The organism is Pantoea sp. SM3 (assembly GCF_000963995.1).
In the GTDB taxonomy this organism is placed as follows: Bacteria; Pseudomonadota; Gammaproteobacteria; order Enterobacterales; family Enterobacteriaceae; genus Pantoea; species Pantoea rwandensis_B.
Map to the genome: position 1 here is coordinate 51,756 of NZ_JZRD01000040.1, position 26,662 is coordinate 78,417.

Consider the following 26,662-nt stretch of genomic DNA (forward strand, 5'->3'; position numbering starts at 1 on the left):
TGGCTCCAGTTTAGGCCATCTTCCCCGTTCACATCAGTCTTTCAAATGAAAAACACTCACCAGCTGGGTTAAATGATGACCCTGCTGGCTCAACGTCTGCGCTGTGGTTTCCGATTGGGTAACCATATCGCTGCTTTGGTGCGTCGCCTGGCCAATATGATTCATCGCCAGATTCACCTGACCAATGCCCGCCGCCTGCTCTTGCGCAGCGATATTGATCTCGCCCATCAGCGTCTTGACCTGGTCAATATGGCTAACAATATGCTGCATTGCATCGCGCGTTTGCTCGGACAGCGCATGGCCGGCCGCGACTTTATCGATGGAGGTGGCGATCAAGTTATCGATCTCTTTCGCCGCATTGGCACTGCGTTGCGCCAGCGCGCGGACTTCCGCTGCGACCACCGCAAAGCCTTTGCCATGCTCACCGGCACGCGCCGCTTCCACTGCCGCGTTCAGCGCCAGAATATTGGTCTGGAATGCTATGGATTCAATTACATGGGTGATATCAGCGATGCTTTGTGAAGCCACGCGGATCTCCGCCATAGTTTCGACCGAGCGCGCTACCGTACTGCCGCCATGATTGACGGTGCTGGCCGCCTCACCGACCAGCGCCATCGCCTGGCGGACGTTGGCCGCAGTTTGCGCCACGGTGGCACCAAACTGCTCCATGCTGGCAGAGGTCTCTTCCACGCTACTCGCCTGACGATTGATCTGTTCGCTGATGCTGGAGCTGCTGGCGGCGATAGTGTCAGTGCCACGGCTGATATCGCGTGCCGCATGACGAACCTGACTCACCACTTTTTCCAGTCCATCGCCGATACCGTTTATGGCCGCGACCAGTTGACCAATTTCATCACGGCGGGTGGAATCAAGATGCGCCTGCAAATTACCGGCCGCATACTGCTCTGCCAGATGAATCACCTGCTGCAACGGGCGCGTAATGGCGCGTCGGCTATACCAGATAAAGCCCACGGCGAAAGCGATGACCAGGGCAAGGCCAATGACGATAAACAGGTTACGGCTCTGGGTTATCGGTGCCAGCAGGCTGGCGCGACTGACTTCGCCAGCAATAATCCAGTTCCAGCCCGGCAGCTGCTGCCACGCCAGCAGCTTAGTCTCGCCATCCAGTCGAATACTCAGCAACCCTTTGGATTGGGTTAACAGCTGTTGCTGGACAGACTGATCCCAGCTCGGCAGCTTGCCTTCGGATTGACGATCAAACAGATACTGTCCTTGCGTGCTGCCGGGGGCGCCGTTGAGTACAAAGAAGGTGCCGCTGTCGCCGAGATGGCGTGCCAGCACTTTGTCGCGCATCAGGGCATATTGCGCATCGATCTGCACGCCGACAAACAGAATGGCGATCACCGCGCCGCTCTCATCCTGTACCGGCTGATACTGAGTGATATAGCGATGGCCAAACAGCGTGGCCAGCCCACGATAGACTTCACCCTGATTAACGCTGCGCCAGGCTGCGCTGCTGCGGTCAAGTCGGGTGCCAATGGCGCGATTGCCATCCTCTTTTTTCAGCGAGGTGGCAATACGAACATAGTCTTCACCATCACGCACAAAGATGGTCGACACTGCACCGGTACGATCGAGAAAATCATCCACTGCGATTTGATCCAGATTGAGGGTTTTCAGCCCGGCGCGCAGGGTCGGCGTGCTGAGTTCGCCGACCTGAATACGCTCATTCTCATCACGGCTAAAGCGCTTGGGCAGGAAACTCTGGAACAATTTGGTGTAGTTCGCCACTTCTTCAGACAACGTGGCGTTAAACATGGTGGCCATTTCATTAATGCCCAGCACCTGATTCTGCATATCATCGGTCGCCAGCTGTTCCAGTTGGCGAGCCGCGTTATGGCTCAGGGTTAAGGTCAGGGTAAACAGCACAATTGCCACGCTTAAAGACGTCAATACAGACAGTTTAATGCCGAGACCCATGGCGCTGAGAGAGAGACGCTTCATAAAGTACCTATTTCAAGACTATTGGAGGGGTACAAGATCAACGGCAAATGCGGCAAAAGGTTTAGTACAGAAATTATTCTGATTAAATGTGAAGTCGCTCGCGTTTTGTCGCTCAGCGCTTACACTGTGACGGGTGATAATCATTCTCAACGGAGGCGATATGATTGAGTTGGCAACGGAAAACCTGGCAGGTATTGAGTGTATTCATGCGGCTCCCGCAGGACAGCGGCAGGCACGTTTACCCACCATCCTGTTTTATCACGGGTTCACCTCATCCAAAGAAGTGTACAGCTACTTCGCGGTGGCACTAGCGCAGGCTGGGTTTCGCGTAGTGATGCCGGATGCCGATATGCACGGAGCGCGCTACAACGGAGATACCGAAACGCGTATGACGCACTTCTGGGAGATCCTCAAACAGAACATCGACGAAGTACCGCTGTTAGAAGCGGCGCTGCGTGAGAAAGATTTGATTGCCGATGAGCGCTTTGCGGTGGCTGGTGCTTCGATGGGCGGCATGACCGCATTGGGCGCGATGGCACGCTATCCGCAGATTCATAGCGTCGCTTGTATGATGGGCTCCGGTTACTTTATGCAGCTCAGCCATACGTTGTTCCCACCGCTGGTGGCGCGCACGCCAGAGCAGAAAGAGACGCTAGCCGCCCGCCTCGCGCCGCTGGCACCTTACGACCCCAGCCAGCAGCTGGATAAACTGGCTAATCGCCCGCTGCTGTTATGGCACGGTGAAGCCGATGAAGTGGTGCCGTTCGCTGAAACTGTCAGGCTGGAGAAAGCGCTGCGTGAAGCCGCATTGAATGAAAAAATGACTTACCTGTCGGAAAAGCAAATCGGCCACAAAATCACGCCTTCAGCCCTGACTGCACTGGTGAGTTTTTTCAAGCATCAGCTGTAGAAACAACTCGGGCTGGCAAAGATGCCAGCCCGTTACGTCATCCGATTTTACAGCTGTGAAGACAGACGATCTGCTGCACTGGTATTCGCACTGACTGGGTTGCTGCCAGGCGTATCCAGCCGGTTGACATAGACATAGCCTGAAGCCGCATTGCTGCTGTTACTTCTCATCTGCTGCGCGTAGTCAGCGGAGCTGGCGAAAGCGGGTGGAGACAGGAAGAGACCCAGTAAAGTGGCGAAAATGATGGTTTTCATATTCGACTCCTCACTCCAGGGATTGCACTCTCAGACGCCGCGAATAAGCCAAACCGTTGCGCCTGTAAATAGTTTAGTTCTTCGCCACATTGATGCCAGATCGCCCTGTTGAACGCCTCCATCAGCGATTTTGAACAAACCTTCGCTAACCTGCTGAATCTTAATCCTTAGCACAAAAGGTGCGCTTAACTGGCATGACCCAAGGGATTTGATGAATTGTGCGCTTGAGTTTCCAGGGGGACGCCAGTATGATTACGCGTCAATTTTTCAGCTGCATTCAGAGGTGTGTTTCATTTAAATGATTCACAACCTATAACGTTCCTTGCTTCCATGGGCCGCAGCTGACCCCGACAGGAGGCTGAATAATCCGTAAGGAGCTATCGATGCGTCATTACGAAATCGTATTTATGGTCCATCCTGACCAGAGCGAACAGGTTCCAGGTATGATCGAGCGTTACACTGGTGCTATCACCGGTGCACAGGGCACGATTCACCGTCTGGAAGACTGGGGCCGCCGTCAGCTGGCTTACCCAATCAACAAACTGCACAAAGCTCACTATGTTCTGCTGAACGTAGAAGCACCGCAGGAAGTGATTGACGAGCTGGAAACTAACTTCCGCTTCAACGACGCCGTTATCCGCAGCATGGTTATGCGCGTTAAGCACGCGGTAACTGAAGCATCTCCGATGGTTAAAGCGAAAGATGAGCGTCGTGATCGTCGCGAAGACTTCGCTAACGAATCATCAGATGACTCAGATGCTGGGGATTCTGAAGAGTAATCCGACATGACGGCAAATCGACTGCGCCTGTCAGGCACTGTGTGCAAGACGCCAGTTCGAAAAGTCAGTCCGTCAGGGATTCCTCACTGCCAGTTCGTGCTTGAGCACCGTTCTGTGCAGGAGGAAGCCGGTTTTCACCGGCAAGCCTGGTGTCAGATGCCGGTGATTATCAGCGGCAGCACCCATCAGGTGATTACTCAACATATAACGGTCGGTACGCAACTCGTTCTCGAAGGTTTCATTAGCTGCCATCAGGCACGCAATGGTCAGAGCAGAATGGTGTTACATGCCGAGCAGATTGAATTGATAGATTCTGGAGACTAGCCAAATGGCACGTTATTTCCGTCGTCGCAAATTCTGCCGTTTCACCGCGGAAGGCGTTGTAGAGATTGATTACAAAGATATCGCTACACTGAAAAACTACATTACCGAAAGCGGTAAAATTGTCCCGAGCCGTATTACCGGTACTCGTGCAAAATACCAGCGTCAGCTCGCTCGTTGCATCAAGCGCGCTCGCTACCTGTCCCTGCTGCCATACACTGATCGTCATCAGTAATTGGTAGTTGTCCATTAACGACTTTAAGAGGATAAGGTAATGCAAGTTATTCTGCTTGATAAAGTAGCAAACCTGGGCAGCCTGGGTGATCAGGTTAACGTTAAAGCGGGCTACGCTCGTAACTTCCTGGTTCCACAGGGTAAAGCTGTTCCTGCTACCAAGAAAAACGTTGAGTTCTTCGAAACACGTCGCGCTGAACTGGAAGCCAAACTGGCTGACGTTCTGGCTGCTGCTAACGCACGTGCAGAGAAAATCAACGCACTGGGCACCGTTACCATCGCGTCTAAATCAGGCGACGAAGGTAAACTGTTCGGTTCAATCGGTACTCGCGACATCGCTGATGCAGTGACTGCAGCTGGCGTTGAAGTGGCTAAGAGCGAAGTGCGTCTGCCAAACGGCGTTCTGCGTTCTACCGGTGAGCACGAAGTTGACTTCCAGGTTCATAGCGAAGTGTTCGCTAAACTGGTTGTGAATGTAGTGGCTGAGTAATCTACTCTAAATAATTCAAGGTGCGGTAAGGCGGCAAGGGAAGGAATTTCAGGAGCTTACTTAGGTAAGTGACTGAGGTGAATGAGCGAAGCCAACGCATCAGCAACTTGAAGTATGACGAGTATACTCGGTAACGCGAAAACGCCGGCCCTGTGCCGGCGTTTTTGTTTCTGCAATTTACTGGGCGCGGATAAAGCTGCCGTCGGGCTGACGGGTAAACAGCACCGGGCCGTTGCTGCCATCCACCGTTAATCCTGTCACCACGCCTTGCGCGTTCTGACGAATCTTCACCTGTTGTCCATTCTTCAGTGCGCTAAGAGGCTGATCGTCGCCCTCAACGCGTGCCATGGCGAACACATCATTGACCGGCAGATTATTGTCGCGGAACAGCTGTGCCAGCGTCTGACCTGATGCCACGGTATAGTTGTGCCACTCACCCTGAGAATCGGTTTTCGGTTGGGTGTTCTGCGGCTGCTTGTTGTCGTAAATCTCCGCCTGCAACGGCACCTCTTTGCTGCTGTTATCTGCCGGGCGCTCAATCGGATATTGCGGCGTACTGCTCGGCCACAGAAACGCCAATAGCAGAACCAACAAGGCAATCACAATGCCACGGCGATGGAAGGCCGGCAGTGGGTTCATCCAGCGCACATCATCCAGCAGATGCCAGACGCGCAGCAGCACGGCGGGAACGCGGGAAGGGGTATCAGAAGCCATTCGTGAATCCTCCTCGCTGGCGGCCTTGCGCGGAAATTGCGGCAGCCAACGTTGCAACCTCGATAAAGTAAAAGCACGCGGTGCGCGCGTCCTGCGGCGTCGTGGGGCAATCTGGCCCATGTATTCTCTCTTTCTTAGCGCTGTACGACGAAAACGTTGCCACAGCTATAGTATGGGCAATGCGGGCACGAAGTGCCTGCCAGCATTGAAAAATTTGACCTGCGTATTGTTTCTCTTTCGCTGAGAAATGTCATCTGCGGCGCTGCAGATTTTACGCCAGCCGCCTGCGCTGTTATGCTGCCGTTTCTATTTTCTCCGGGATTAAGGAATCAAGATGACCACCCCTTCATTCGACAGCGTCGAATCACAAGCAAGTTACGGTATCGGTTTACAGGTCGGCCAGCAGCTGCAGGAATCTGGACTGCAGGGTCTGCAGCCGGAAGCACTGCTCGCGGGTCTGCGCGATGCGCTGGAAGGGAACTCACCGGCTGTGCCTGTTGATGTGGTACATCGCGCGCTGCGTGAAGTGCACGAACGTGCAGAAGGCGTACGTCGTGAGCGTGTGGAAGCTATGGCGGCTGAAGGCCATAAATTCCTGGAGCAGAATGCGCAGCGTGAAGGCGTGAGCAGCACGGAATCTGGTCTGCAGTTCAGCGTAATCGCTCAAGGTGATGGCCCGATTCCATCACGTCAGGATCGTGTCCGTGTGCACTACACAGGCAAACTGATCGACGGTACGGTGTTTGATAGCTCAGTGGCACGTGGCGAACCGGCTGAATTCCCGGTAAGCGGCGTTATCGCTGGCTGGATTGAAGCGCTGACCCTGATGCCAGTGGGTTCTAAGTGGGAATTAGTGATTCCACAAAACCTCGCCTACGGCGAGCGCGGTGCGGGTGCATCCATCCCGCCATTCAGCACATTGGTGTTCGAAGTCGAGCTGCTGGAAATTCTGTAATCATTCAGCAATTCATTGAAACCGGCATAATTGCCGGTTTTTTTGTTTGTAAATCTGGCTGAACTTTACCCGATTGGCTAATACAATGAGCGAATCGAACGATTCAAGCGGAAGGTGCGAAATGTATTTACTCTCTGCCAACGAAGCTAAAACGCAATTTGGGGATATGCTTCTCAAAGCTCAACGTGAACCGGTACAAATCAGTCGGAACGGAAAACCTGTCGCCGTTGTCATATCTGCTGAAGAGTTTCAGGCAATTGAGCTCATGAAGCAGCAGTTTTTGCAGGAAAAAATTGCCCGAGCCAGAGAAGACGTTGCCAACGGACGACTGACCGATGGTGAAACATTTTTCAATCAACTACTGGATTAAATGGCCAAATTTCAGCTCACGGATGAAGCGCGGCAGGATCTTGTCGATATTCGTCAGTTCACCTTACAGCACTGGGGCGAAGCGCAGTCTCATCAATACTTGAGGCGTTTGCAGCGCACATTACACACGCTGTCTGAACTCCCAGCCATGGGGATCTGCAGAGCGTCCGATCTTGCCGAAGGCGTACTCAGTTTTCCCTTTGTTAGCCATATGGTTTATTACCAGGTCATGCAGCAGGGAATAATTGTGCTCGCGGTTATGCATCAAAGCCGGGTGCCTTCCATTCATTTGGCAGCCCGGCTATAGTCTGTTACTGCTTCTGCAAATCTACCTGCCAAATCGCAAAACCAATCTCGTCACTGCCCACCGCTTTCATCGGATAATCTGCGTACTTCTCAATAAACTGCGTGGCTTTCTCGCCTGGTGCGGTTTCAAAACGAATATCCAGCGGTGTATCACTGTGAATCGGCGCTAAACGCCAGTTGTGATCGGCCTGCGGTTTCACTTCGCCGTGTGCTTTGGTTTCGCTACTGATATAAGCCGCGACCACTGAACGGTTCTCATCCGGTGAGGCAAATGCCACATATTTATCGCCGGTGCCGGCAAATTTACCGCCATAGGCGCGATAGTTGTTGGTGGCGACCAGGAATACCGCGTTGGGATCGATTGGCTTATCTTGCCACGTCAAATCTTTAATGCGTGAAGCGTCTTGATTGATCAACGTACATTCCCCGTCGTAGCGCGCAGGTTGCGTGACATCAATTTGATAATCCACGCCGTCAATCACATCGAAATTGTAGGTACGAAAATCCCAGTTAATCAGTGCTTGCGGTTTGCTAGTGTGCGGATCGATCTGATTAAACTGCGCGGCCGAGCATTCCAGCCACTCCTTCACCTGCGCACCCGTCACTTTCATTACCACCAGCGTATTGGGATAGAGATAAAGATCGGCGGCATTACGGAAAGTCAGCTCACCTTTCTCCACTTCGGTGTAGCTGGCAGGATCGTTTTTACGGCCACCGGCTTTAAACGGTGCGGCAGCGGAAAGCACTGGCAGGCGACCGAGATCGGGATCGCCCTGAATAAAGTGCTCAACATAGGCGCGCTGCGCATTATTGACGATCTGTACGGTAGGATCGTCCTGCACCAGCGACAGATAGCTGTACATCACATCAGCCGATTTACCGATCGGCTTAGCAACGAACTCACGCGTGGCACGATGATCAGGCTCCAGCACTTTCACCAGATCGGCGTCTTCTGCTGCCAGTGATTTTTTGGCAACCGGATCGTAAATGGGCCGCGCTTCAGCTTTACCCTGGGTGACCTGCCATTTCCCGCCTTTATTATTCAGCACCAAATCGACCACGCCAAGATGATCGCCCCACATGCCGGGCATCACTGCCGGAACACCGTTCAGCGTGCCCTGTGCGATGTCAGCGCCCTGAATGGCCGCGAACTCTTTACTGGGGAATACCGCATGCGCGTGACCAAACATAATGGCGCTAATGCCCGGCACCTTGCTGAGGTAGTAGACCGAATTCTCCGCCATGGCGTGATAAGGCTCACTGCTTAAACCTGAGTGCGGAATAGCGATGATTATTTCAGCACCTTTTGCGCGCATTTCCGGCACATAGCGCTTCGCTGTTTCCGTGATGTCATCAACACGCACCTTACCCTGCAGATTGTTGCGATCCCATACCATAATCTGTGGTGGAACGAAGCCGATGTAGCCAATTTTTAAGCGGTGCGCGCTGCCGCTGCGGTCGGTAACGGTGGTTTCTTTGATTAAGTAGGGGGTAAATAGCGGTTTTCCGCTCTTTTCTTCGATAATATTGGCATTCACATAGGGGAAACGCGCGCCGGCAATCGCCTTTTGCAGATAGGGTAAGCCGTAATTGAATTCGTGATTGCCTAAGTTTCCCACTGCGTAATCCAGCGTGTTCATCGCTTTATATACTGGATGCACATCCCCTTTTTTAAGCCCCTTAGCCGCCATGTAATCGCCCAGCGGGCTGCCCTGAATAATGTCGCCGTTATCAACCAGCACACTGTTTTTCGCTTCCGCGCGCGCCTGCTGAATCAGCGTGGCGGTGCGCACCAGACCAAATTTCTCGGTAGGCGTATCTTTGTAGTAATCGAAATCCATCATATTACTGTGCAGATCGGTGGTTTCCAGAATGCGCAGATCCACGGTGGCAGCCTGTACCGTTGCAGCAGATACACACAGCGCCAATAACGACATGCTCGCTTTGAACATCGCTTGCTCCTTGTTCGTTCGAATGGGCCTCTCAAAATAATGTAAAACAATGACGAATTATCATTTCAATTTGTGATGAAGCTCGGACTTTTAAGCCTTCATTGCCGCAGTCGCGTGGTGAAAAGGGAATCAGCATCGCGCCATAGCCGCCATCTATGAACTATGGTATTGATAATCATATAGATTGCCGTTTCAGACAGTTCAGCCGCAAAGCATGGGAACACAACTGCTAAAATGTGTTGAGGTGAGCTGTTGATGTCTGACAGGCAGAATCAGCGGAAAAGAGGTGAAGAATGTTAGATAAAATTAGCCAACTGGCGCGTGAAGCGGGTGATGCCATTATGCATGTCTATGCGGGTGAGCAGCCGATGGATGTGACGAGCAAGTCGGATGATTCGCCGGTGACGGCTGCCGATCTCGCGGCGCACAAAGTCATCGTGGAAGGGCTGGCCGCGCTCTCCCCAGAAGTGCCGGTATTATCAGAGGAAGATCCGCCGAGTTGGTCTGTGCGCCAGAACTGGAAAAAATATTGGCTGGTTGATCCACTGGATGGCACCAAAGAGTTTATCAAGCGCAATGGCGAATTTACCGTCAATATTGCCTTGATTGAAAACGGCAAGCCGGTATTAGGTGTCGTCTATGCGCCCGCGCTGGGTGTGATGTATTCGGCAGCTGAAGGCAAAGCCTGGAAAGAAGAGGGCGGCCATAAAACGCAGATTCAGGTGCGCGAGGCGCGTCCACTGCTGGTGGTTGTCAGCCGTTCGCATGCAGATAAAGATGAAGAGCTGAAAGAGTATCTGACGCAGTTAGGCGAACATCAAACCACGGCGATTGGCTCTTCGCTGAAATTTTGTCTGGTGGCGGAAGGCAAAGCGCAACTGTATCCACGCTTTGGGCCAACGAACATTTGGGATACCGGAGCGGGTCACGCGGTGGCCATTGCGGCGGGTGCCCACGTACATGACTGGCAGGGCAAAACCCTGGACTACACGCCGCGCGAATCTTTCCTGAACCCGGGTTTCCGCGTTTCGCTGTTTTAATTGCGGGTGCGCATCACTGCGCACCCTTTAACAATGCTACCCGGTATTTTCCCTGTAAAAGTCCGCGATGAGCAATGGAAGCTCATCCTGAATTTTCGTCGTTAAAAGATCTGCGATAAGTCCTGAAAATGCATCCTGCATTTTCGCCGTAAATATCCCAATCAGTTAACAAACCCCAGCCAGTCGTTGTGCTTTTAATATGCGGGATGAGGTGGACGTGTAGTCGGGCAACATAGGGTCGTACCTTGATGGCGACCACTGTTTTTACTGCAACAGCTCACGGATCAGTTTCATCGCCTGCTGCACTTCATCCTGCGTAAGTGCACCCTCTTTGGCGTAACGCACATGCCCGGTCTTATCCAGCACCACAATGGTTGAACCGCCTTTTTCCAGCTGCCAGACTTTACGCACGTTGCCATTGCTGTCGACAATAAACTGCGACCACGGATATTGCTTCTTGTTGCTCTCAATACTGCTGCGCACAAACATCCCCGTGCCGGGAATCGCATCATCAGTATTCACAATGGTGGTGGTCTGGTAACGGTCATGCGGGAATTTTGCCGCTTTTATCGCTTCAATCAGCGCGGCATTCTGTTCTTTAGCCGAAGAACGCCCGGCAATATGTAAGATGACACGCACTTTTCCACTCAGCTGCGCGCTATTCCACGGTTGGTAGCTAAACTTATCTTGTTGATAAAGCAGTTCGCCTTTGTCGCTCACGCCCACTGGCGGAACACGATCGCCGATCTTAAAAGCATGGGCTGAGACAAGGCTGGGAACCAGCAGTGCCAGTGCTAACACAGAGTGTGCCAAACGCATGGTGATACTCCTTAGTGATCCGACCAGTTATTCATGTTTTTGCAATATTAGGTGTGGATGATGCGCCTGTCGCGATGAGTTAACAGCTTTGCAACCCACGCCACAATTCCTTAATGAGTGAAGGTTTATACTGGGTTTTGTGAACGGCATAACAGAGTGTTCTGTTATAATGTGTCAATTCAGTAAAAAATTCACCTTTTCGGAACATACGTAACGATTGGTGTTCTATAGTTATGCCTCATTTGCGCTTCATGGGTTCGTACCGGATTTGGCAACGACGAAGCGTAGTACATCTGTTCAGGAGTTAGACAGTATGAAAATCTTCCAGCGCTATAATCCGCTGCAAATTGCGAAATACGTAAAAACGCTGTTTAAAGGAAGGTTGTATATCAAGGATGTTGGCGCGTTTGAGTTCGATAAAGGCAAAGTGATGTTGCCCCGCGTCAAAGATAAACAGCACCTTAGCGTGATGTCCGAGATCAACCGCCAGGTTCTGCGTTTGCAAACCGAATACAACTAAGCAGTAAAAAGAAAGGGCGCCATGCAATCCGGCGCCCTCAGTAGCGGCGCGAGAAATCGCGCCTTGTTTTTTTCTGCCGCCCGTTACTATGGCGACTCCAGCTCATCAGTGGCGCTCTTCGTCACACTCAGCACCGGCGGACGATCGTCAATACGCGTCACCAGCAGCTGGTCGATGCGATAACTGTCGATATCCACCACTTCAAACTTGTAACCTGAAAACTTGACGAAATCGGTGCGTTTCGGGATTTTGCGCAGCATGTACATCATGAAACCACCAATGGTTTCATAGTTGCCGGACTGTGGGAAATCATCGATATCCAGCACACGCATCACGTCATCAATCGGTGTGCCGCCTTCAACCAGCCATGAGTTCTCATCACGCGCCACAATCTGCTCTTCCTGACCCTGGCCGACCAAATCACCCATCAGCGTGGTCATCACGTCGTTGAGGGTAATGATCCCCACCACCAACGCGTATTCGTTCATGATGACCGCGAAGTCTTCGCCCGCAGTTTTAAAGCTTTCCAGCGCTTCAGAGAGCGTTAACGTGTCCGGCACAATCAGCGCAGAGCGAATCTGCACGCCGCTGCTCAGGGTCAGGCTTTGATTGCCCAGCACGCGCAGCAGCAACTCTTTGGAATCGACATAGCCGACGATATGGTCAATGTCGCCATCACACACCAGGAATTTAGAGTGCGGATGCTGGGCGATTTTGGTTTTGAGGCTGTTTTCATCTTCGTGCAGATCAAACCACACCACGTTCTCGCGTGACGTCATCGAAGACGGCACGGTACGCGATTCCAGCTCAAACACGTTTTCGATCAGTTCGTGTTCCTGTTTACGCAGCACGCCAGCCAGCGCACCGGCTTCCACCACCGCGTAAATATCGTCGGAGGTGATGTCGTCTTTACGCACCATCGGCAGCTTGAAGATGCGGAAAAACACGTTGGCCAGCCCGTTAAACAGCCACACCAGCGGGCGCATCACCAGCAAGCAGAAGCGCATCGGATTGATGATGCGCAGCGCCACCGCTTCTGGCGCGATCATCCCCACGCGCTTCGGCGTTAAATCGGCAAACAAAATAAACAGGCTGGTGACGACGGTGAAGGAACAGATAAAGCTGAGCTGATCGGCCAGTTCAGGGGCCATAAAGCGGCTAAATAAACTGCTGAAGGCGGGGGAAAACGCGGCATCACCGACAATACCACCGAGGATGGCCACGGCATTGAGGCCAATCTGCACCACGGTGAAGAACATGCCAGGCTGTTCCTGCATTTTCAGCACGCGCTGCGCATTGATGTTGCCTTCATCGGCGAGCAGTTTGAGTTTGATCTTACGGGCAGCCGCCAGCGAGATCTCCGAAAGAGAAAAGAATGAACTGATCACAATCAGTAAAAGAATGACAAGTAAGCTATCGAGCATAAAAGATCCGTTGGGTTAATCACTTGTCATTTTTGGCCTGGGCAGCGCAGGGGAACATCCAGTATTCACCTGTCATACAGAGCTATCCGTGCCAAAAATGTCTGCGCCATTTCGACAAGGAACGTTAACGTCGGGGCAGAAAGGAAAGCAGGTCATGCCTGCTGGGTGCTGATTATAGCAGCAGCGCTTATGCCGCCGCCAGAGGCGCGCACAAGGAGGTCGGAATAATCCGAGTGCGCCCCTCTCTATCGCAGAAGTGCGGCTTCGGTGTTGTATCGATCCCCCCATTTACCGACAATAGGAAATGATTTGGCTTAGTGACCATTTTTCCTCAGCCATCCGCCAAAAAGAGCGGCTATGCTGATGGGTAAGCGAGTGGTGGTGATAGCCTCCGATGAGAAATAACGCCCCTGCGGAATGAGGGGCAGGCATTATTAACAGGAGTACGCGTGCCGCGATTGCATATTTATTGTTTGGCCAGCCTGTTGCTTGCTGCACCTGCCGTTGAGGCAGCGAAAGTGCGCTTGCAGCTTGAAGGGCTAACCGGGGATTTACAAAAGAACGTCAGGGCACGCTTGTCCACCATTGGTACTGACGAAGTGTCGAGCGATGGGCGCTTCCAGGCGCGTGTTTCACAGGCTATCAAGGAAGGTTTGCGGGCACTCGGTTATTACGAACCCGAAATCGATTTCGAGTCGCGTCCTGCACCGCCGCAGGGTGGCAGACCGGTGCTGATCGCCCACGTCAAACCCGGTGAACCGGTGAAGATCGGTGGCAGCCACATTGTGGTCGAAGGGGCGGCGAAAAACGATGATGATTATAAAGCCTGGGTGAAGCAGGGCACGCCGAAAGTTGGCACCCAACTCAATCACGGCGAATACGACAAATTTAAAAATGGCTTCTCCAGCCTGGCACTGCGTAATGGTTACTTCGACGGTGACTTTAAGCAAAGCCAGCTTGGCGTTTCGGTCGAAAGACGCGAAGCATTCTGGGATATCGACTACGACAGTGGCCCGCGCTACCGTTTTGGCGATGTCAGCTTCCAGGGCTCGCAAATCAACGAAGCCTATCTGCGTAATCTGGTGCCGTTCAAAAAGGGCGACCCTTACAGCTCGCGCGATTTGGCGGAATTAAACCGCCGTTTATCCGCCACGGGTTGGTTTAACTCGGTGGTTGTCGCCCCCGAATTCGACAAGGGCCGTCAAACCAAAGTGCTGCCGCTCAATGCGGCGGTATCGCCACGGGTTGAGAACACCATCGAAGCCGGTGTGGGCTATTCCACCGACGTCGGCCCGCGCCTGAAAGGCACGTGGAAAAAACCTTGGATTAACAGCAGCGGCCATAGCCTGACTGCCAGTTCCTATATTTCCGCGCCTGAACAACAGCTCGATCTCAGCTATAAAGTACCCTTGCTGAAAAGCCCGCTGGAGCAGTATTACACCTTCTCGGGTGGTTTGAAGCGTACCGATCTCAACGACACCAAAGCGGACACCACCACGCTGGGCGTTTCGCGTAACTGGGACAGCAGCTCCGGCTGGCAGCGCGCGGTTAACCTGAAGTGGAGTCTCGATCACTTCACCCAAGGCAGTGTCACCAACACCACCATGCTGCTCTATCCAGGCGTGAGTTTGAGCCGCACGCGTTCGCGCGGTGGCTTGATGCCAACCTGGGGCGACTCGCAGCGTTATTCCGTCGATGTCTCCGATACTACCTGGGGATCGGATGTCGACTTCCTGATCCTGCAGGCGCAAAACGTCTGGATCCGCATGCTGGGCGAGAAAAATCGCTTTGTGGTACGCGGTAACCTTGGCTGGATCGAAACCAACGATTTTGACAAAGTCCCACCAGACCTGCGCTTCTTCGCCGGGGGCGACCGCAGTATTCGCGGCTATAAATACAAAGATGTCTCCCCACGTGATAGCGACGGCAAGCTGACCGGTGCCTCTAAAATGGCCACCGGCTCGCTGGAGTATCAATACAACGTGACCGGCAAGTGGTGGGGCGCGGTGTTTGTTGATTCCGGTGAAGCGGTAAACGACATCAAACAGAGTGATTTCAAAACCGGTGCCGGTGTTGGTGTGCGCTGGGCTTCTCCGGTCGGGCCAATCAAATTTGATATCGCGCGGCCGATTGGCGATGACAAGGAACATGGTTTGCAATTCTATGTAGGACTGGGGCCTGAACTATGAAGCTGTGGAAAAAGGTCCTGATTGGATTCGGTATTTTTCTGGTGGTGCTGTTTGGCAGTGTGGCGTTTCTGATTGGCACCACACCCGGATTGCACCTGGTGCTGAAAGGTGCCGATCGCTGGGTGCCCGGTTTATCGATCAACAAAGTTGAAGGTGGCTGGCGCGATCTGACGCTGAGTGGTGTGAAGTATGAGATGCCGGGCGTGAGCGTGGATGCTGGACGCTTCCATCTGGCGCTCAACCTGAACTGCCTGCTGCACTCGTCGGTGTGCGTGAATGACATCGGCTTGCAGGATGTCAGCGTGGTGGTCGACAGCAAGAAAATGGCCCCGGCCGCTGCGCCCCCGCCGCAGGAAGAGAGCGGTAGCACCAACCTGACCACGCCGTATCCGATTACGCTCAGCAAGATCGGCCTGCATAACATCAATGTCAAAGTGGATGACACGTCCATCTCGCTGCTGGACTTCACCACCGGCCTTAACTGGCAGGGGCGCGCGTTGACGTTAACCCCAACGCATATTCAAAGTCTGCTGATTGCGCTGCCGAAGGCGGCGAAAGTGGTTGATGAGCAAGTGGTGCAGCCGAAAGTGCAACAGCCGCAGCCGGATGAGAAACCCTTGGGTGAAACGCTGCAAGAGATGTTCGCTAAACCGCTGTTACCCGAACTGCCTGACTTCCAGCTGCCTTGGGATATCACCGTACAGGAACTGCTCGGCGAACAGCTGCGCTTGACCGGCGATACCGATGTGTCGATTACCCGTCTGTTGCTGAAAGCCAAAACCGCTGACCGCCATCTTCAGTTAGAAACTTTTGACATCGATTCACCGCAAGGGCAGTTGAACGCCAGCGGTGATGCGCAGCTGGCAGATAACTGGCCGGTGAATTTCGCGCTCAGCGGATCGTTAAATCTCGATCCGATCAAGGGCGAGAAGATCAAAATGAATCTCAGCGGCGCGATGCGTGAAGAGCTTAAGCTGGGGCTGAATCTCTCTGGCCCGGTCCGCGCACAGCTGGATGCCGCCGCGCAACCGGCGGTGGCGGGTCTGCCTCTGTCACTGAAACTCACCAGCCCGGAGTTGCGCTGGCCGCTTACCGGCCCGGTGCAGTATCAGGCGGATAACCTCGATTATCAGTTCAAAGGCAAAGCCACTGATTATGTGATGTCACTGCGCACCGCTGTGAAAGGCGAAGCCGTGCCGCCGGCGACCATTGCGCTTGATGGCAAGGGCAACGTGCAGCAGTTCAGCCTGGACAAGCTGCGCGTGGCGGCACTGCAGGGTAACGTTGATTTAACCGCGCTGGTGGACTGGAGCAAAGCCATTAGCTGGCGCAGCGAATTGACGCTCTCTGGCATCAACACCGCCAAACAGTACCCGGACTGGCCTGCCAAACTCGACGGCAAAATCGCCACGCGTGGCAGCCTGTACGGCGGAAGCTGGCAGCTGAGCGTGCCACAGCTGGAGCTGAAAGGGAACGTGAAGCAGAACGCCGTCAGCGCCAATGGCTCACTGACCGGCAACAGCTATAACCAGTGGAAAATCCCGGGTATCAACATCGCGTTGGGCCGTAACCATCTGGATGTGAAAGGCGAACTGGGCGATACCCTGAATCTCGACGCCAACATCGATGCGCCGCATCTGGATAATGCACTGCCAGGACTCGGCGGCGTGGCGAAAGGCACGGTAAAAGCGCGCGGCACCTTACAGGCACCGCAGCTGCTGGCCGATCTCACGGCAACCGGCTTGCGCTGGCAGCAATTGCAGATCCGTCGTGTGGCGCTGGAAGGCGATGTGAAATCCAGCGATCAGATCGCCGGTAAGCTGCAACTGCGCGTCGAGCAACTGCAACAGGACGCACTGAAAATCAATCTGCTGACGCTGAACGCTGATGGCAATGAGAAGCAGCATCAGCTCAAGCTGAACGTGGAAGGCGAACCGGTCTCCGGTCAGTTGGCACTCAACGGCAGCTTCGATCGCAAAACCGAACGCTGGCAGGGCAATCTCAACAACACGCACTTTGATACCCCGGTCGGCGAATGGCGTCTGACGCGTGCGATGGCGATTGATTACCTCAACACTAAGCAGACCGCCACCATCGGTCCGCACTGCTGGCAAAACCCGAATGCGCAACTGTGTGTACCGGAGCCGATTGAAGCCGGGGCCAGCGGTCATGCCCATGTGGTGCTGAACCGCTTCGATTTGGCGATGATCAAACCTTTCCTCACCGATGCGACCAAGCTTAATGGCGTATTCAGTGGCGATGCGCGAGTGAACTGGACCGCCGATGGCGCGCTGCCAACCGGTACCGTATCACTGAAAGGAAACGGCGTGAAAGTCGAACAAGACGTGCAGGGCAACACGTTGCCGATCGCCTTTGACACGCTGAACCTGAATGCCGCGATGCGCAACGGTCGTGCCCAACTCGACTGGCTGATTCACATCGTCAACAACGGCCAGCTGAGCGGTAATGTGCAGATTGCCGATCCGCAAACCCGTCGCCAGCTGTCCGGCAACATCGGCATCAGCAATCTGTCGCTGGCGATGTTCAACCCGGCGTTGATGCAGGGCGAGAAGATCAAAGGCAATCTCAACAGTAACCTGCGTCTGGGCGGCACACTGCAACAGCCGCAGGTGTTTGGCCAGTTGGGATTGAGCGATGTCAACGTGCAGGCCAGCTTTATGCCGGTCACACTCACCTCCGCCAATCTGAACATGGTGTTCAACGGCATGAGTTCGACGCTTAACGGCCTGTTGCAGACGACGCAGGGTAACCTCAATCTGGGCGGCAACGCCGACTGGAGCCAGCTGGATAACTGGCGAGCGCGTATCACTGCGCAGGGCAACCGTATTCGCGTCACCGTGCCGCCGATGGTGCGTATGGATGTTTCGCCAGACCTGGTGTTTGAAGCCACGCCAGCCGCGTTTAATCTGGATGGTAAGGTCGATATTCCGTGGGCGCGTATTACGGTGCAGGAAGTACCAGAAAGCGCCACTGGCGTCTCCTCGGATGAGGTGATGCTGGATAAAGATCTCAAGCCGATTCAGCCGAAGACCGCCGCCATTCCGATCAACAGTAACCTGGTGATCCACGTCGGTAACGATGTACGGCTGTCAGCCTTTGGTCTGAAAGCCAAGCTGAATGGCGATCTTAAACTGGTGCAGGATAAAACCGGTCTGGGCTTAAACGGACAGATCAATATTCCCGATGGCCGCTTCCACGCTTACGGGCAGGATTTGATTGTGCGTAAAGGCGAGCTACAGTTTGCCGGACCGCCAGATCAGCCGTACGTCAACCTTGAAGCGATACGTAACCCGGAAGCCACCGAAGATGATGTCACCGCTGGTATTCGCGTCACCGGCCTGGCCGATGAGCCGAAAGTCGAGGTGTTCTCTGACCCCGCCATGTCGCAGCAGGAAGCGCTTTCTTACTTATTACGCGGTCAGGGACTCAGCAGCGATGGCGACAGTAATGCATTAACTTCAGCACTTGTGGGGTTAGGGGTTGCACAAAGTGGTCAGGTTATGGGTAAAATCGGCGAGACATTCGGCGTCAGTAACCTCGCACTTGATACCACCGGTGTGGGCGACAGCCAGCAGGTGCAGGTGAGCGGTTATGTGCTGCCGGGTCTACAAGTAAAATACGGTGTTGGCATATTTGATTCACTGGCGACGTTAACCTTGCGTTACCGCCTGATGCCCAAACTCTATTTGGAAGCCGTGTCCGGTCTCGATCAGGCACTGGATTTGCTCTATCAGTTTGAGTTTTAGCAATGCGAATAATTGTCTACGGCAGTTTACGGCGCAAACAGGGAAACAGTCACTGGATGACGAATGCGCAATGGCTCGGCGACCATCAGATTGAGGGGTTTGCGCTCTACAATCTGGGTCACTATCCGGGCGTCGTTGAAGATGAGGGAACCGTCTTCTGCGAAGTGTATCGCATCGACGCCAGCACGCTTGGCGAACTTGATGCCTTGCGCACTAAGAATGGCGAATACAAACGCCAACTCATCCAGACGCCTTACGGCAGTGCCTGGCTGTATGTCTATCAGCGTTCGATTGCGGGTCGTACCCGGATTGCGAGCGGTGACTGGCTAAAGCGCGACGACGCACCCGAGGCATAAATAAAAACACCGTCCATTGGACGGTGTTTTTTTATGCTTGCGAGGCAGAGAAGATTATTTCTTCTGTGCGCGCTCGTAAGAAGAGATGATTTCAGCTTTGGCCGCTTCAGCGTTGTCCCAGCCGTCAACTTTAACCCATTTGCCTTTTTCCAGATCTTTGTAGTGCTCAAAGAAGTGGGTGATCTGCGCTTTCAGCAGTTCTGGCAGGTCGTTCACATCTTTGATGTGATCGTATTCTTTGCTCAGTTTGGTGTGCGGAACCGCAACCAGCTTGGCATCTTCGCCAGACTCGTCGGTCATTTTCAGCACGCCAACGGGACGGCAGCGAATCACTGATCCCGGCACCAGCGGATACGGGGTTGGCACCAACACGTCAACCGGATCACCATCCAGAGACAGGGTGTGGTTGATGTAACCGTAGTTGCACGGATAGAACATGGCGGTAGACATGAAACGGTCTACAAACAGGGCGCCAGACTCTTTGTCCACTTCATATTTGATCGGATCAGCATTGGCTGGGATCTCGATAACGACATAGATATCTTCTGGCAGTTCTTTACCTGCAGGCACCTGGTTCAAACTCATCTGGCTTTCCTTCATTGGTCATATGTTGAGTGACGGCTATTATAGCCAACTGACTCTGAAAGTATGCCCCCTTTTTGGCGTTTCGGAATGCTCCAACGGCCTACTTCGCGGTGACAAACAGCGAGACAATCCCTGCAGCAATCAGTGGTCCGACCGGCACACCACGGAAAAAGGCCACGCCAATCACGGTACCGATCAACAATCCACCAATCACTGAAGGCTGCACGCTCATAAAACTGACGCCGCGCCCGCCCAGCCAGGCAACAAACACCCCGACGATAATCGCCACGATCGATTGCCAGTTAGCAAATGACTTCAGCAAGGATGAAGCGGGCAACGTCCCACTCGCCAGTGGCGCCATCACCGCGACGGTTAGAATAATAATACCGATCTGAATGCCCTGTTTTTCCACATACGGGAAGAACTGCGACAGCGGTGTCAGCTTGATGGCGAGCAGGATCAGAATGGAAATGGTAACGGCACTGTTATGAACGAAATAGCTCAGGACGGCGAGGCAGACCAGAATGATGGTAGAGGCATAAGCAGCCATGATTTCTCCCTGAAGATGGATGGGTGCGCAGGTCAGTGCCTGCGCTGACGTTTTTTTAACGCCACCATTTATCAACAATCATCGGGATTGGCGCAACTGCCTTTGTTCATTGATTGCAACATCAGTGCCTGATTCCGCACCAGATTTACCCCCTGCGCCCCAACAGAAAGCGCTGCCATGCTGCCCTGGCTGCTGAGGAAATAGCTGCGGCTGGCTTCCATCCAACTGTCGCGATAGGCCAGCCACGCGCGCTGGGCAGCTCGTAATTTGTCTTTAGGTTCGCCAGTTAATTTTTTCATCACCTGGTTGTACTGCGTATTCATCTCTTTATCCCAGGCCTTATTGGCGCTGCCGTAGCACTGGGACATGCCTGCGGTGCTGGATTCCTTGTCCAGACACTGCTGCAGCTGCTGGTCGAGCGGATGCGTCTGTGCCATAGCCATACTACTGGCGAACAGACAGGCAATCGGGAGCCACTTTTTCATCATTTCATTCCTTCATTTTTGCGCAGCGGACTTCAGAAAAGCTGAAGGGTAAGCGAACGTCGGCAGATTGACCATCAACATTGGATAAAGTTTCTGCGATCAGCTGCCGATAATCTCTCCGTTTTAGGGCCAGTGGAGTTCTGCCTTTTCATACACACGGGAATGATCATGATCAGACAACTATCAATACGTACCGCTTTACTTGCGTTGTTGGCCATCATGACGGTGATGCTGTTAGCCGTCAGCGCCATGGGCATTTATGCCATTAATGCTGGAAATCAATCTCTGGACGCGCTGAACCGCATTCAGGGGATTGAGCTGAACAAGTTGTATCAGAGCCGCTCTGAGCTGATGCGCGCACGTGCTAACGCGGCATTGGCGGTGCGCAAAATCGAGATTGGCCTATTGGATGATGGCGCCAAAGTCACACAGCAGGCGCAGGCTGCAGTGGACAGCTCACACAAATTGCTGCAGGCGTTTGTCGATGCGGGCACTGTAACAGCGCATGGTAAAACTCTGGCCGATGCGATTGTGGCGACCTACAACGTCTACGATAAAGAAGGCATCACGCCCATGATGGATGCCTTAAAAAAACAGTACACCGATGAGTACTATCAGGTGCTGGAAGGCAAACAATCACAGCTGGCAGCAAACTATTCGAAGGCGGTAAATGATTTCAGTATTTACGCCGATGAAGTCTCTGCGGCACGCCTCAAGCAGGCGGCTGACAACGAAGTCCGGATGAAGGTGATGATTGGCGTGGTGATGGTACTGACACTGGTGCTGATTGTACTGGCCTGGCAGTTGTTGCGTCGCTCGCTGCTGCGTCCTCTGGACAACGCAATCGTACATCTGGAACAGATTGCGGCGGGCGATCTCTCGCAGCCTTTACCTGCCGCAGGTAAAAATGAAATTGGTCGCCTGAATCAAGCCCTTTCCGACATGCAGCTGGCGCTGCGTGATTCGGTGAGTCAGGTGCGTGAAGCCAGCATGCAGATTGATGTGGGCAGCCGTGAACTGGCGGCGGGCACGGTGCATCTGTCGCAGCGTACCGAAGAGTCTGCCGCCTCGCTGGAGCAAACTGCCGCCAGCATGGAGCAGCTGACCGCCACCGTCCGTCTTAACGCCAGTAACGCTCAGCAGGCCAATCAGCTGGCCAGCAATGTGTCGACCAGCGCCGACCGTGGCGCAGAGGTGGTGGGTTACGTGATGGAGAAGATGCAGGAGATCACCCAAAGCTCTAACCGCATCGGCGACATCCTCAGTGTGATTGATGGTATCGCATTCCAGACCAATATCCTCGCGCTGAACGCCTCAGTGGAAGCCGCGCGTGCTGGTGAGCAGGGCCGTGGCTTTGCTGTGGTCGCCAACGAAGTGCGTACGCTGGCCGGTCGCAGTGCTACCGCCGCCAAAGAGATTCGTGAGTTGATCAGCGAATCACAAACGCGCGTCAAAGAGGGCAGCGACATGGCGACGCGCGCCGGTGAGACCATGGATGAAATCTCCAGCGAAGTGATGCGTGTCACCTCACTGATGAAAGAGATCTCTATTGCCTCGGAAGAGCAGAGCCGCGGGATTGAGCAGGTGAATCAGGCGGTGACGCAAATGGATGAAGCCGCGCAGCAAAACGCCGCGCTGGTGGAAGAAGCCAGTGCCGCTACGCAGTCGCTGGAAGCGCAGTCACAGCAGTTGCAGGAATCGATGGCGCAGTTCCGCGTGGCCACCGCGTAAACCGGGTGCAACGTGCGTTATTGCACGTTGCCACTCACCTCTTCAGCAAAGCGCAGGATCATCTCGGCTAACTGGTCATCTTCTGCCAGAAAATAGGCGGCAGGGATATCCAGCGCTTTCGCCAGCAGTTGCAGCGTCAGTAAATCGGGCTGATGCACACCGACTTCATAACGATTAATGCGCGCACTGGCGGAAAACTCTTCAATACCCGCGGCAATCCCTAACCCTTTTTGCGAAAAACCCTTCACCAGACGCGCCTGTTTCAGGCGTCGGCAGAAGGTATTTTGCAGGGAAGAGGTCGGTTTCATACCTACGAGAATCGTAGATTTGCTGCTTGTCAGATACTACGAGTAACGTAGTATCGTTATGGCAACCTATAACGAGAACTAAGGAGAGTGACGTGGGTAAAAGCAAGCAGGACTGGCATCAGGCCGATATTATTGCCGCCTTACGCAAGAGAGGGACGTCATTAGCCGCCGTATCTAGTGCGGCGGGCTTATGTTCCACTACGCTGGGCAATGCCTTAATTCGACCCTGGCCTAAGGGCGAATGGCTGATTGCTGAAGCGATTGGCGTTGCACCGGATGAAATCTGGCCCAGCCGCTACTACTCCCTGCACGGAGAGCTCATCGATCGGCAGGCAAAGCGCCGAAAATAAGCCAATAAAAAAAAGCCCGCTGACAAAGTCGCGGGCTTTTTTCACATCACATCAACTTATTCGTGGCTGTCCGGGAACTCACGGATAAAGCGCTCAACGTCATCCACCATCGCATCGTTGCCGCAGAAGAACGGGCAGCGCTGGTGCAGCGTTTCTGGCTGGATATCGAGGATACGATGCTCGCCATCGCTGGCTTTACCGCCAGCTTGTTCAGCCAGGAATGCCATCGGGTTGCACTCGTACAGCAGACGCAGCTTGCCTTTCGGGTGGCTGGCGGTGCTTGGATACAAATAGATGCCGCCTTTCAGCAGGTTACGGTGGAAGTCTGCCACCAGTGAACCGATATAGCGCGAGGTGTATGGGCGCTTGGTAGCGATATCTTCTTCTTGGCAGAACTTCAGGTATTTCTTCACGCCCTGAGGGAAGCGAATGTAGTTACCTTCGTTGATGGAGTAGGTGTAGCCTTTCTCCGGGAAGGTCATGCGCTCGTGGCTCAGGCAGAATACGCCCAGAGACGGATCGTAAGTAAACGCATGCACGCCCACGCCGGTGGTGTAAACCATCATGGTGGAAGAACCGTAAACCACATAGCCTGCCGCAACCTGCTTGTTGCCTGGCTGCATAAAGTCAGCTTCGGTGATCGGCGTACCCGGCTCACTGATGCGGTGGTAGATAGAGAAAATGGTGCCAACGGAAACGTTTACGTCGATGTTGGAAGATCCGTCCAGCGGATCCATCAACACCACATATTTACCGTCTTCTGAGCCTTCAAAGATCACGAACTCATCTTCTTCTTCGGAAGCGATACCGGCAACCACACCACGCGCTTTCAGAGCAGCTTTCAATTTTTCATTCGCGAAGAGGTCCAGCTTCATCTGCTGTTCGCCCTGCACGTTTTCCACGCCGCTGGCACCGAGAATATCCACCAGACCCGCTTTGTTGATGTCGCGGTGGATAATCTTAGCTCCGAGCTTAATGGAGGAAATCAGCGCCGTCAGTTCACCTGTGGCGTGTGGAAAGTCGTGTTGCTTCTCGACGATGAATTCGCCTAACGTTTTCATAACACATTCCCTGAATCTACGGTGGAGTGGCAGCAGATGTAACACGCTACCAACGTATGAGCGCAGTTTAGCCGATTGAACTTTAAAAACCATAGTCCTAATCCGTTTCTTCCCACTCTGCTCGGGGTTACACTGTGCGCCGAACTTTTGAGTAATGGATCTTTATATGCGCATTCACATCCTTGGGATTTGTGGCACCTTCATGGGCGGACTGGCAATGCTGGCCCGTTCGCTAGGGCATGAAGTGACCGGCTCTGACGCCAATGTCTATCCGCCGATGAGCACCTTGCTGGAACAGCAAGGCATTGAATTGACAGAAGGTTATGATGCCAGTCAGCTCGATCCGCAGCCGGATCTGGTGATCATCGGCAACGCCATGACGCGCGGCAATCCGTGTGTGGAAGCGGTTCTGGAACGCAACATTCCGTACCTCTCTGGCCCGCAGTGGCTGCACGATTTCGTGCTGCGTGACCGTTGGGTGCTGGCCGTGGCCGGAACCCATGGCAAAACGACCACCGCAGGCATGGCAGCGTGGATTCTGGAGGCCTGTGGCCTTGAACCGGGCTTCATCATTGGTGGTGTGCCGGGAAACTTCGAGGTTTCGGCAAAATTAGGAAAAAGTCCATTCTTCGTGATTGAGGCGGATGAATACGACAGCGCGTTCTTCGACAAACGTTCCAAATTTGTCCATTACTGCCCGCGCACGCTGATCCTTAACAATCTCGAATTCGATCACGCCGATATCTTTGACGATCTGCGCGCGATCCAGAAGCAGTTCCATCACCTGATTCGCATCGTGCCGGGCCAGGGCAAAATTCTGCTGCCGGAGCACGATAACAATCTCAAGCAAGTGATGGCGATGGGCTGCTGGAGTGAACAGGAAACGGTTGGCGATAACGGCCACTGGCAGGCGAAAAAGCTGACACCGGACTCCTCCCACTGGGAAATCTGGCTGGATGGCGAGAAAGTCGGTGAAGTGAACTGGGCGCTGGTCGGCGAGCACAACATGCACAATGGCCTGATGGCGATTGCGGCCGCGCGGCACGTCGGCGTGAAGCCGGTGGATGCCGGTGAGGCGCTCAGCAGCTTCATCAATGCGCGCCGTCGTCTTGAGCTGCGTGGTGAAGTGAATGCCATCAAGGTGTATGACGATTTTGCCCATCACCCCACTGCAATCCTGGCGACGCTGGCGGCGCTGCGCAGCAAAGTCGGTGGCACCGCACGTATTCTGGCGGTGCTGGAGCCGCGCTCCAACACCATGAAAATGGGCGTAAGCAAAAACGAGCTGGCGCCGTCACTGGGTCGCGCCGATAAAGTGTTCCTGTTCCAGCCGCACCACATTCCATGGCAGGTGTCTGATGTCGCGGAAGCCTGCATCCAGCCGGCGAAGTGGAGCGCGGATATCGATACGCTGGTGGAAATGGTGGCAAAAGAAGCCCAGCCAGGTGATTCCATTCTGGTGATGAGTAACGGCGGCTTTGGTGGCATTCACCAGAAACTGCTGGAGAGATTGGGACGTTGATGGCGTGGCGCCCCTTAAATCGGGGTTGCCACAGAGTTTGATGACACTCTGTTAACCACCCAAATTAAAAAGGGTCGCCTGTTGGCGACCCTTTTTATGCACGCGGTAAACTCACGCCTCGGCCAGTTCGCGCAGATACTGGAAGATCTGACGGGTGGCTTTCGGTGGCTTGTTAGCGGCTTTCTCTTTCTGCGCATTACGGATCATGGTGCGCAGTTGCTGGCGATCGGCCTGCGGATAGAGGTTAATCACTTCCGCGATAGCGTCATCGCCTTTCTCGATCATGCGATCGCGCAGTTGCTCGAGTTTATGGAACAGCGCCACCTGCTGGTTATGGCGGTTCTTCAGCTTATCCAGTGCCTGACGAATCGGATCTTCATCGCGCGCGCGCAACATCTTACCGATCAGCTGCAACTGGCGGCGACGGCCTTCCTTTTTAATACGCTGTGCCAGCTCAATAGCGGCACGCAGATCATCGTCGAGTGGAATTTTGTCGAGGGAGTTTTTCCCCAAATCCACTAACTCGGCGCCCAGGCGTTTCAGCTCTTCGGCGTCGCGTTTAATTTCGCTTTTGCTGACCCAGATAATCTCTTCGTCTTCATCTTCTTCGTTTTGATTATCTGGCACATCGTCGAGCCAGTTATCGGGCTGCTTGGTCATCTCTTGGCTCCCTAAAAAAAAGAGGCTAATCCTACCAGTTTATCGG

Annotated in this window: 28 protein-coding genes; 16 read left to right on the forward strand and 12 right to left on the reverse strand. The window is 53.8% G+C overall.

The window, feature by feature from the left end; translation table 11 throughout:
* Window positions 1-33: 33 nt before the first annotated feature.
* The gene (locus VI01_RS21350) at window positions 34-1,965 is read right to left on the reverse strand and encodes a methyl-accepting chemotaxis protein (protein ID WP_045816548.1); all 1,932 of its coding nucleotides are present in this window, start codon (window positions 1,963-1,965) and stop codon (window positions 34-36) included.
* A gap of 160 nt (window positions 1,966-2,125) precedes the next feature.
* Here VI01_RS21350 and yjfP point away from each other — a divergent pair, with 160 nt between their 5' ends.
* A complete protein-coding gene (gene yjfP / locus VI01_RS21355) occupies window positions 2,126-2,875 on the forward strand; it encodes an esterase (RefSeq protein WP_045816549.1) in 750 nt (249 codons plus the stop codon).
* 47 nt (window positions 2,876-2,922) lie between these two features.
* Here the strand turns inward: yjfP and VI01_RS21360 are convergent, their stop codons facing one another.
* On the reverse strand, window positions 2,923-3,129 hold the full coding sequence (locus VI01_RS21360; RefSeq protein WP_038644432.1) for a hypothetical protein: 207 nt from the start codon (window positions 3,127-3,129) through the stop codon (window positions 2,923-2,925).
* 383 nt (window positions 3,130-3,512) lie between these two features.
* Here VI01_RS21360 and rpsF point away from each other — a divergent pair, with 383 nt between their 5' ends.
* Genes rpsF through rplI form a run of 4 tightly spaced genes read left to right on the forward strand, consistent with a single transcriptional unit; the run spans window position 3,513 to window position 4,953 of the window.
* Window positions 3,513-3,908 carry a 30S ribosomal protein S6 gene (rpsF, locus tag VI01_RS21365; RefSeq protein ID WP_034829324.1) on the forward strand — a complete coding sequence of 132 codons (396 nt, stop codon included), beginning with the start codon at window positions 3,513-3,515 and terminating at the stop codon, window positions 3,906-3,908.
* A 6-nt stretch (window positions 3,909-3,914) separates the two neighbouring features.
* The gene (gene priB / locus VI01_RS21370; protein WP_034829319.1) at window positions 3,915-4,232 is read left to right on the forward strand and encodes a primosomal replication protein N; all 318 of its coding nucleotides are present in this window, start codon (window positions 3,915-3,917) and stop codon (window positions 4,230-4,232) included.
* 4 nt (window positions 4,233-4,236) lie between these two features.
* Window positions 4,237-4,464, forward strand: a complete 228-nt coding sequence (gene rpsR / locus VI01_RS21375) for a 30S ribosomal protein S18 (RefSeq protein WP_002210155.1) — start codon at window positions 4,237-4,239, stop codon at window positions 4,462-4,464.
* 39 nt (window positions 4,465-4,503) lie between these two features.
* Window positions 4,504-4,953, forward strand: coding sequence for a 50S ribosomal protein L9 (gene rplI / locus VI01_RS21380; RefSeq protein ID WP_038644435.1), 450 nt, complete (start codon window positions 4,504-4,506; stop codon window positions 4,951-4,953).
* 177 nt (window positions 4,954-5,130) lie between these two features.
* On the opposite strand, the gene VI01_RS21385 is transcribed toward rplI, so the two are convergent.
* Window positions 5,131-5,787, reverse strand: a complete 657-nt coding sequence (locus VI01_RS21385; protein ID WP_156102775.1) for a LysM-like peptidoglycan-binding domain-containing protein — start codon at window positions 5,785-5,787, stop codon at window positions 5,131-5,133.
* A 214-nt stretch (window positions 5,788-6,001) separates the two neighbouring features.
* Here VI01_RS21385 and fklB point away from each other — a divergent pair, with 214 nt between their 5' ends.
* The 3 genes from fklB to VI01_RS21400 all read left to right on the forward strand — a co-directional run bounded on the left by fklB (window position 6,002) and on the right by VI01_RS21400 (window position 7,298).
* Window positions 6,002-6,622 carry an FKBP-type peptidyl-prolyl cis-trans isomerase gene (fklB, locus tag VI01_RS21390; protein ID WP_038644441.1) on the forward strand — a complete coding sequence of 207 codons (621 nt, stop codon included), beginning with the start codon at window positions 6,002-6,004 and terminating at the stop codon, window positions 6,620-6,622.
* A 121-nt stretch (window positions 6,623-6,743) separates the two neighbouring features.
* Window positions 6,744-6,992, forward strand: coding sequence for a type II toxin-antitoxin system Phd/YefM family antitoxin (locus VI01_RS21395; protein ID WP_038644444.1), 249 nt, complete (start codon window positions 6,744-6,746; stop codon window positions 6,990-6,992).
* On the forward strand, window positions 6,993-7,298 hold the full coding sequence (locus tag VI01_RS21400; protein WP_045816550.1) for a type II toxin-antitoxin system RelE/ParE family toxin: 306 nt from the start codon (window positions 6,993-6,995) through the stop codon (window positions 7,296-7,298). It begins immediately after the preceding gene.
* Window positions 7,299-7,302: 4 nt separating this feature from the next.
* On the opposite strand, the gene VI01_RS21405 is transcribed toward VI01_RS21400, so the two are convergent.
* The gene (locus VI01_RS21405; RefSeq protein WP_045816551.1) at window positions 7,303-9,249 is read right to left on the reverse strand and encodes a bifunctional 2',3'-cyclic-nucleotide 2'-phosphodiesterase/3'-nucleotidase; all 1,947 of its coding nucleotides are present in this window, start codon (window positions 9,247-9,249) and stop codon (window positions 7,303-7,305) included.
* Window positions 9,250-9,542: 293 nt separating this feature from the next.
* On the opposite strand from VI01_RS21405, the gene cysQ reads away from it, so the two are divergent.
* A complete protein-coding gene (gene cysQ, locus VI01_RS21410; RefSeq protein ID WP_038644453.1) occupies window positions 9,543-10,289 on the forward strand; it encodes a 3'(2'),5'-bisphosphate nucleotidase CysQ in 747 nt (248 codons plus the stop codon).
* 264 nt (window positions 10,290-10,553) lie between these two features.
* Here cysQ and VI01_RS21415 read toward each other — a convergent pair whose 3' ends face one another.
* Window positions 10,554-11,108 (reverse strand): YtfJ family protein, encoded by a 555-nt coding sequence (locus VI01_RS21415; RefSeq protein WP_045816552.1) that lies wholly within the window; start codon window positions 11,106-11,108, stop codon window positions 10,554-10,556.
* Between the two features lie 313 nt (window positions 11,109-11,421).
* Between VI01_RS21415 and VI01_RS21420 the strand changes: the two genes are divergently transcribed.
* Window positions 11,422-11,628 carry a DUF1107 domain-containing protein gene (locus VI01_RS21420; protein ID WP_045816553.1) on the forward strand — a complete coding sequence of 69 codons (207 nt, stop codon included), beginning with the start codon at window positions 11,422-11,424 and terminating at the stop codon, window positions 11,626-11,628.
* Window positions 11,629-11,714: 86 nt separating this feature from the next.
* On the opposite strand, the gene VI01_RS21425 is transcribed toward VI01_RS21420, so the two are convergent.
* Window positions 11,715-13,052 (reverse strand): hemolysin family protein, encoded by a 1,338-nt coding sequence (locus VI01_RS21425; RefSeq protein ID WP_034829259.1) that lies wholly within the window; start codon window positions 13,050-13,052, stop codon window positions 11,715-11,717.
* 449 nt (window positions 13,053-13,501) lie between these two features.
* Between VI01_RS21425 and VI01_RS21430 the strand changes: the two genes are divergently transcribed.
* Genes VI01_RS21430 through VI01_RS21440 form a run of 3 tightly spaced genes read left to right on the forward strand, consistent with a single transcriptional unit; the run spans window position 13,502 to window position 19,364 of the window.
* Window positions 13,502-15,241 (forward strand): autotransporter assembly complex family protein, encoded by a 1,740-nt coding sequence (locus tag VI01_RS21430; RefSeq protein ID WP_038644462.1) that lies wholly within the window; start codon window positions 13,502-13,504, stop codon window positions 15,239-15,241.
* On the forward strand, window positions 15,238-19,008 hold the full coding sequence (locus tag VI01_RS21435) for a translocation/assembly module TamB domain-containing protein (protein ID WP_045816554.1): 3,771 nt from the start codon (window positions 15,238-15,240) through the stop codon (window positions 19,006-19,008). Before VI01_RS21430 ends, VI01_RS21435 begins: the two co-directional genes overlap by 4 nt.
* 2 nt (window positions 19,009-19,010) lie before the next feature.
* Complete coding sequence (locus VI01_RS21440; RefSeq protein ID WP_034829253.1) at window positions 19,011-19,364, forward strand: gamma-glutamylcyclotransferase; 354 nt, start codon at window positions 19,011-19,013, stop codon at window positions 19,362-19,364.
* 54 nt (window positions 19,365-19,418) lie between these two features.
* Here the strand turns inward: VI01_RS21440 and ppa are convergent, their stop codons facing one another.
* The 3 genes from ppa to VI01_RS21455 form a co-directional block, all read right to left on the reverse strand.
* A complete protein-coding gene (ppa, locus tag VI01_RS21445; RefSeq protein WP_034829250.1) occupies window positions 19,419-19,949 on the reverse strand; it encodes an inorganic diphosphatase in 531 nt (176 codons plus the stop codon).
* Window positions 19,950-20,049: 100 nt separating this feature from the next.
* Entirely contained in the window at window positions 20,050-20,499 is a 450-nt protein-coding gene (locus VI01_RS21450; RefSeq protein ID WP_038644476.1) for a DUF441 domain-containing protein, read from the reverse strand.
* Between the two features lie 71 nt (window positions 20,500-20,570).
* Window positions 20,571-20,984 (reverse strand): lysozyme inhibitor LprI family protein, encoded by a 414-nt coding sequence (locus VI01_RS21455; RefSeq protein WP_045816555.1) that lies wholly within the window; start codon window positions 20,982-20,984, stop codon window positions 20,571-20,573.
* 171 nt (window positions 20,985-21,155) lie between these two features.
* Here VI01_RS21455 and VI01_RS21460 point away from each other — a divergent pair, with 171 nt between their 5' ends.
* Window positions 21,156-22,715 (forward strand): methyl-accepting chemotaxis protein, encoded by a 1,560-nt coding sequence (locus VI01_RS21460; RefSeq protein WP_038649843.1) that lies wholly within the window; start codon window positions 21,156-21,158, stop codon window positions 22,713-22,715.
* A gap of 17 nt (window positions 22,716-22,732) precedes the next feature.
* On the opposite strand, the gene VI01_RS21465 is transcribed toward VI01_RS21460, so the two are convergent.
* Window positions 22,733-23,023, reverse strand: coding sequence for a helix-turn-helix domain-containing protein (locus VI01_RS21465; RefSeq protein WP_045816556.1), 291 nt, complete (start codon window positions 23,021-23,023; stop codon window positions 22,733-22,735).
* 92 nt (window positions 23,024-23,115) lie between these two features.
* On the opposite strand from VI01_RS21465, the gene VI01_RS21470 reads away from it, so the two are divergent.
* Window positions 23,116-23,373: a helix-turn-helix transcriptional regulator gene (locus VI01_RS21470; protein WP_045816557.1), complete on the forward strand. Its 258-nt coding sequence runs from the start codon at window positions 23,116-23,118 to the stop codon at window positions 23,371-23,373.
* Window positions 23,374-23,429: 56 nt separating this feature from the next.
* On the opposite strand, the gene fbp is transcribed toward VI01_RS21470, so the two are convergent.
* Window positions 23,430-24,434, reverse strand: a complete 1,005-nt coding sequence (fbp, locus tag VI01_RS21475) for a class 1 fructose-bisphosphatase (protein ID WP_038644485.1) — start codon at window positions 24,432-24,434, stop codon at window positions 23,430-23,432.
* Window positions 24,435-24,600: 166 nt separating this feature from the next.
* Between fbp and mpl the strand changes: the two genes are divergently transcribed.
* Complete coding sequence (mpl, locus tag VI01_RS21480) at window positions 24,601-25,956, forward strand: UDP-N-acetylmuramate:L-alanyl-gamma-D-glutamyl-meso-diaminopimelate ligase (RefSeq protein ID WP_045816558.1); 1,356 nt, start codon at window positions 24,601-24,603, stop codon at window positions 25,954-25,956.
* 111 nt (window positions 25,957-26,067) lie between these two features.
* Here the strand turns inward: mpl and yjgA are convergent, their stop codons facing one another.
* Entirely contained in the window at window positions 26,068-26,616 is a 549-nt protein-coding gene (gene yjgA / locus VI01_RS21485) for a ribosome biogenesis factor YjgA (protein WP_045816559.1), read from the reverse strand.
* Between the last annotated feature and the right edge of the window lie 46 nt (window positions 26,617-26,662).

Bases quoted from the DNA above. Each gene is read 5' to 3' on its own strand.
- VI01_RS21350 (WP_045816548.1), bottom strand. From the start codon at position 1,965: ATGAAGCGTCTCTCTCTCAGCGCCATGGGTCTCGGCATTAAACTGTCT.
- yjfP (WP_045816549.1), top strand. From the start codon at position 2,126: ATGATTGAGTTGGCAACGGAAAACCTGGCAGGTATTGAGTGTATTCAT.
- VI01_RS21360 (WP_038644432.1), bottom strand. From the start codon at position 3,129: ATGAAAACCATCATTTTCGCCACTTTACTGGGTCTCTTCCTGTCTCCA.
- rpsF (WP_034829324.1), top strand. From the start codon at position 3,513: ATGCGTCATTACGAAATCGTATTTATGGTCCATCCTGACCAGAGCGAA.
- priB (WP_034829319.1), top strand. From the start codon at position 3,915: ATGACGGCAAATCGACTGCGCCTGTCAGGCACTGTGTGCAAGACGCCA.
- rpsR (WP_002210155.1), top strand. From the start codon at position 4,237: ATGGCACGTTATTTCCGTCGTCGCAAATTCTGCCGTTTCACCGCGGAA.
- rplI (WP_038644435.1), top strand. From the start codon at position 4,504: ATGCAAGTTATTCTGCTTGATAAAGTAGCAAACCTGGGCAGCCTGGGT.
- VI01_RS21385 (WP_156102775.1), bottom strand. From the start codon at position 5,787: ATGGGCCAGATTGCCCCACGACGCCGCAGGACGCGCGCACCGCGTGCT.
- fklB (WP_038644441.1), top strand. From the start codon at position 6,002: ATGACCACCCCTTCATTCGACAGCGTCGAATCACAAGCAAGTTACGGT.
- VI01_RS21395 (WP_038644444.1), top strand. From the start codon at position 6,744: ATGTATTTACTCTCTGCCAACGAAGCTAAAACGCAATTTGGGGATATG.
- VI01_RS21400 (WP_045816550.1), top strand. From the start codon at position 6,993: ATGGCCAAATTTCAGCTCACGGATGAAGCGCGGCAGGATCTTGTCGAT.
- VI01_RS21405 (WP_045816551.1), bottom strand. From the start codon at position 9,249: ATGTTCAAAGCGAGCATGTCGTTATTGGCGCTGTGTGTATCTGCTGCA.
- cysQ (WP_038644453.1), top strand. From the start codon at position 9,543: ATGTTAGATAAAATTAGCCAACTGGCGCGTGAAGCGGGTGATGCCATT.
- VI01_RS21415 (WP_045816552.1), bottom strand. From the start codon at position 11,108: ATGCGTTTGGCACACTCTGTGTTAGCACTGGCACTGCTGGTTCCCAGC.
- VI01_RS21420 (WP_045816553.1), top strand. From the start codon at position 11,422: ATGAAAATCTTCCAGCGCTATAATCCGCTGCAAATTGCGAAATACGTA.
- VI01_RS21425 (WP_034829259.1), bottom strand. From the start codon at position 13,052: ATGCTCGATAGCTTACTTGTCATTCTTTTACTGATTGTGATCAGTTCA.
- VI01_RS21435 (WP_045816554.1), top strand. From the start codon at position 15,238: ATGAAGCTGTGGAAAAAGGTCCTGATTGGATTCGGTATTTTTCTGGTG.
- VI01_RS21440 (WP_034829253.1), top strand. From the start codon at position 19,011: ATGCGAATAATTGTCTACGGCAGTTTACGGCGCAAACAGGGAAACAGT.
- ppa (WP_034829250.1), bottom strand. From the start codon at position 19,949: ATGAGTTTGAACCAGGTGCCTGCAGGTAAAGAACTGCCAGAAGATATC.
- VI01_RS21450 (WP_038644476.1), bottom strand. From the start codon at position 20,499: ATGGCTGCTTATGCCTCTACCATCATTCTGGTCTGCCTCGCCGTCCTG.
- VI01_RS21455 (WP_045816555.1), bottom strand. From the start codon at position 20,984: ATGAAAAAGTGGCTCCCGATTGCCTGTCTGTTCGCCAGTAGTATGGCT.
- VI01_RS21465 (WP_045816556.1), bottom strand. From the start codon at position 23,023: ATGAAACCGACCTCTTCCCTGCAAAATACCTTCTGCCGACGCCTGAAA.
- fbp (WP_038644485.1), bottom strand. From the start codon at position 24,434: ATGAAAACGTTAGGCGAATTCATCGTCGAGAAGCAACACGACTTTCCA.
- mpl (WP_045816558.1), top strand. From the start codon at position 24,601: ATGCGCATTCACATCCTTGGGATTTGTGGCACCTTCATGGGCGGACTG.
- yjgA (WP_045816559.1), bottom strand. From the start codon at position 26,616: ATGACCAAGCAGCCCGATAACTGGCTCGACGATGTGCCAGATAATCAA.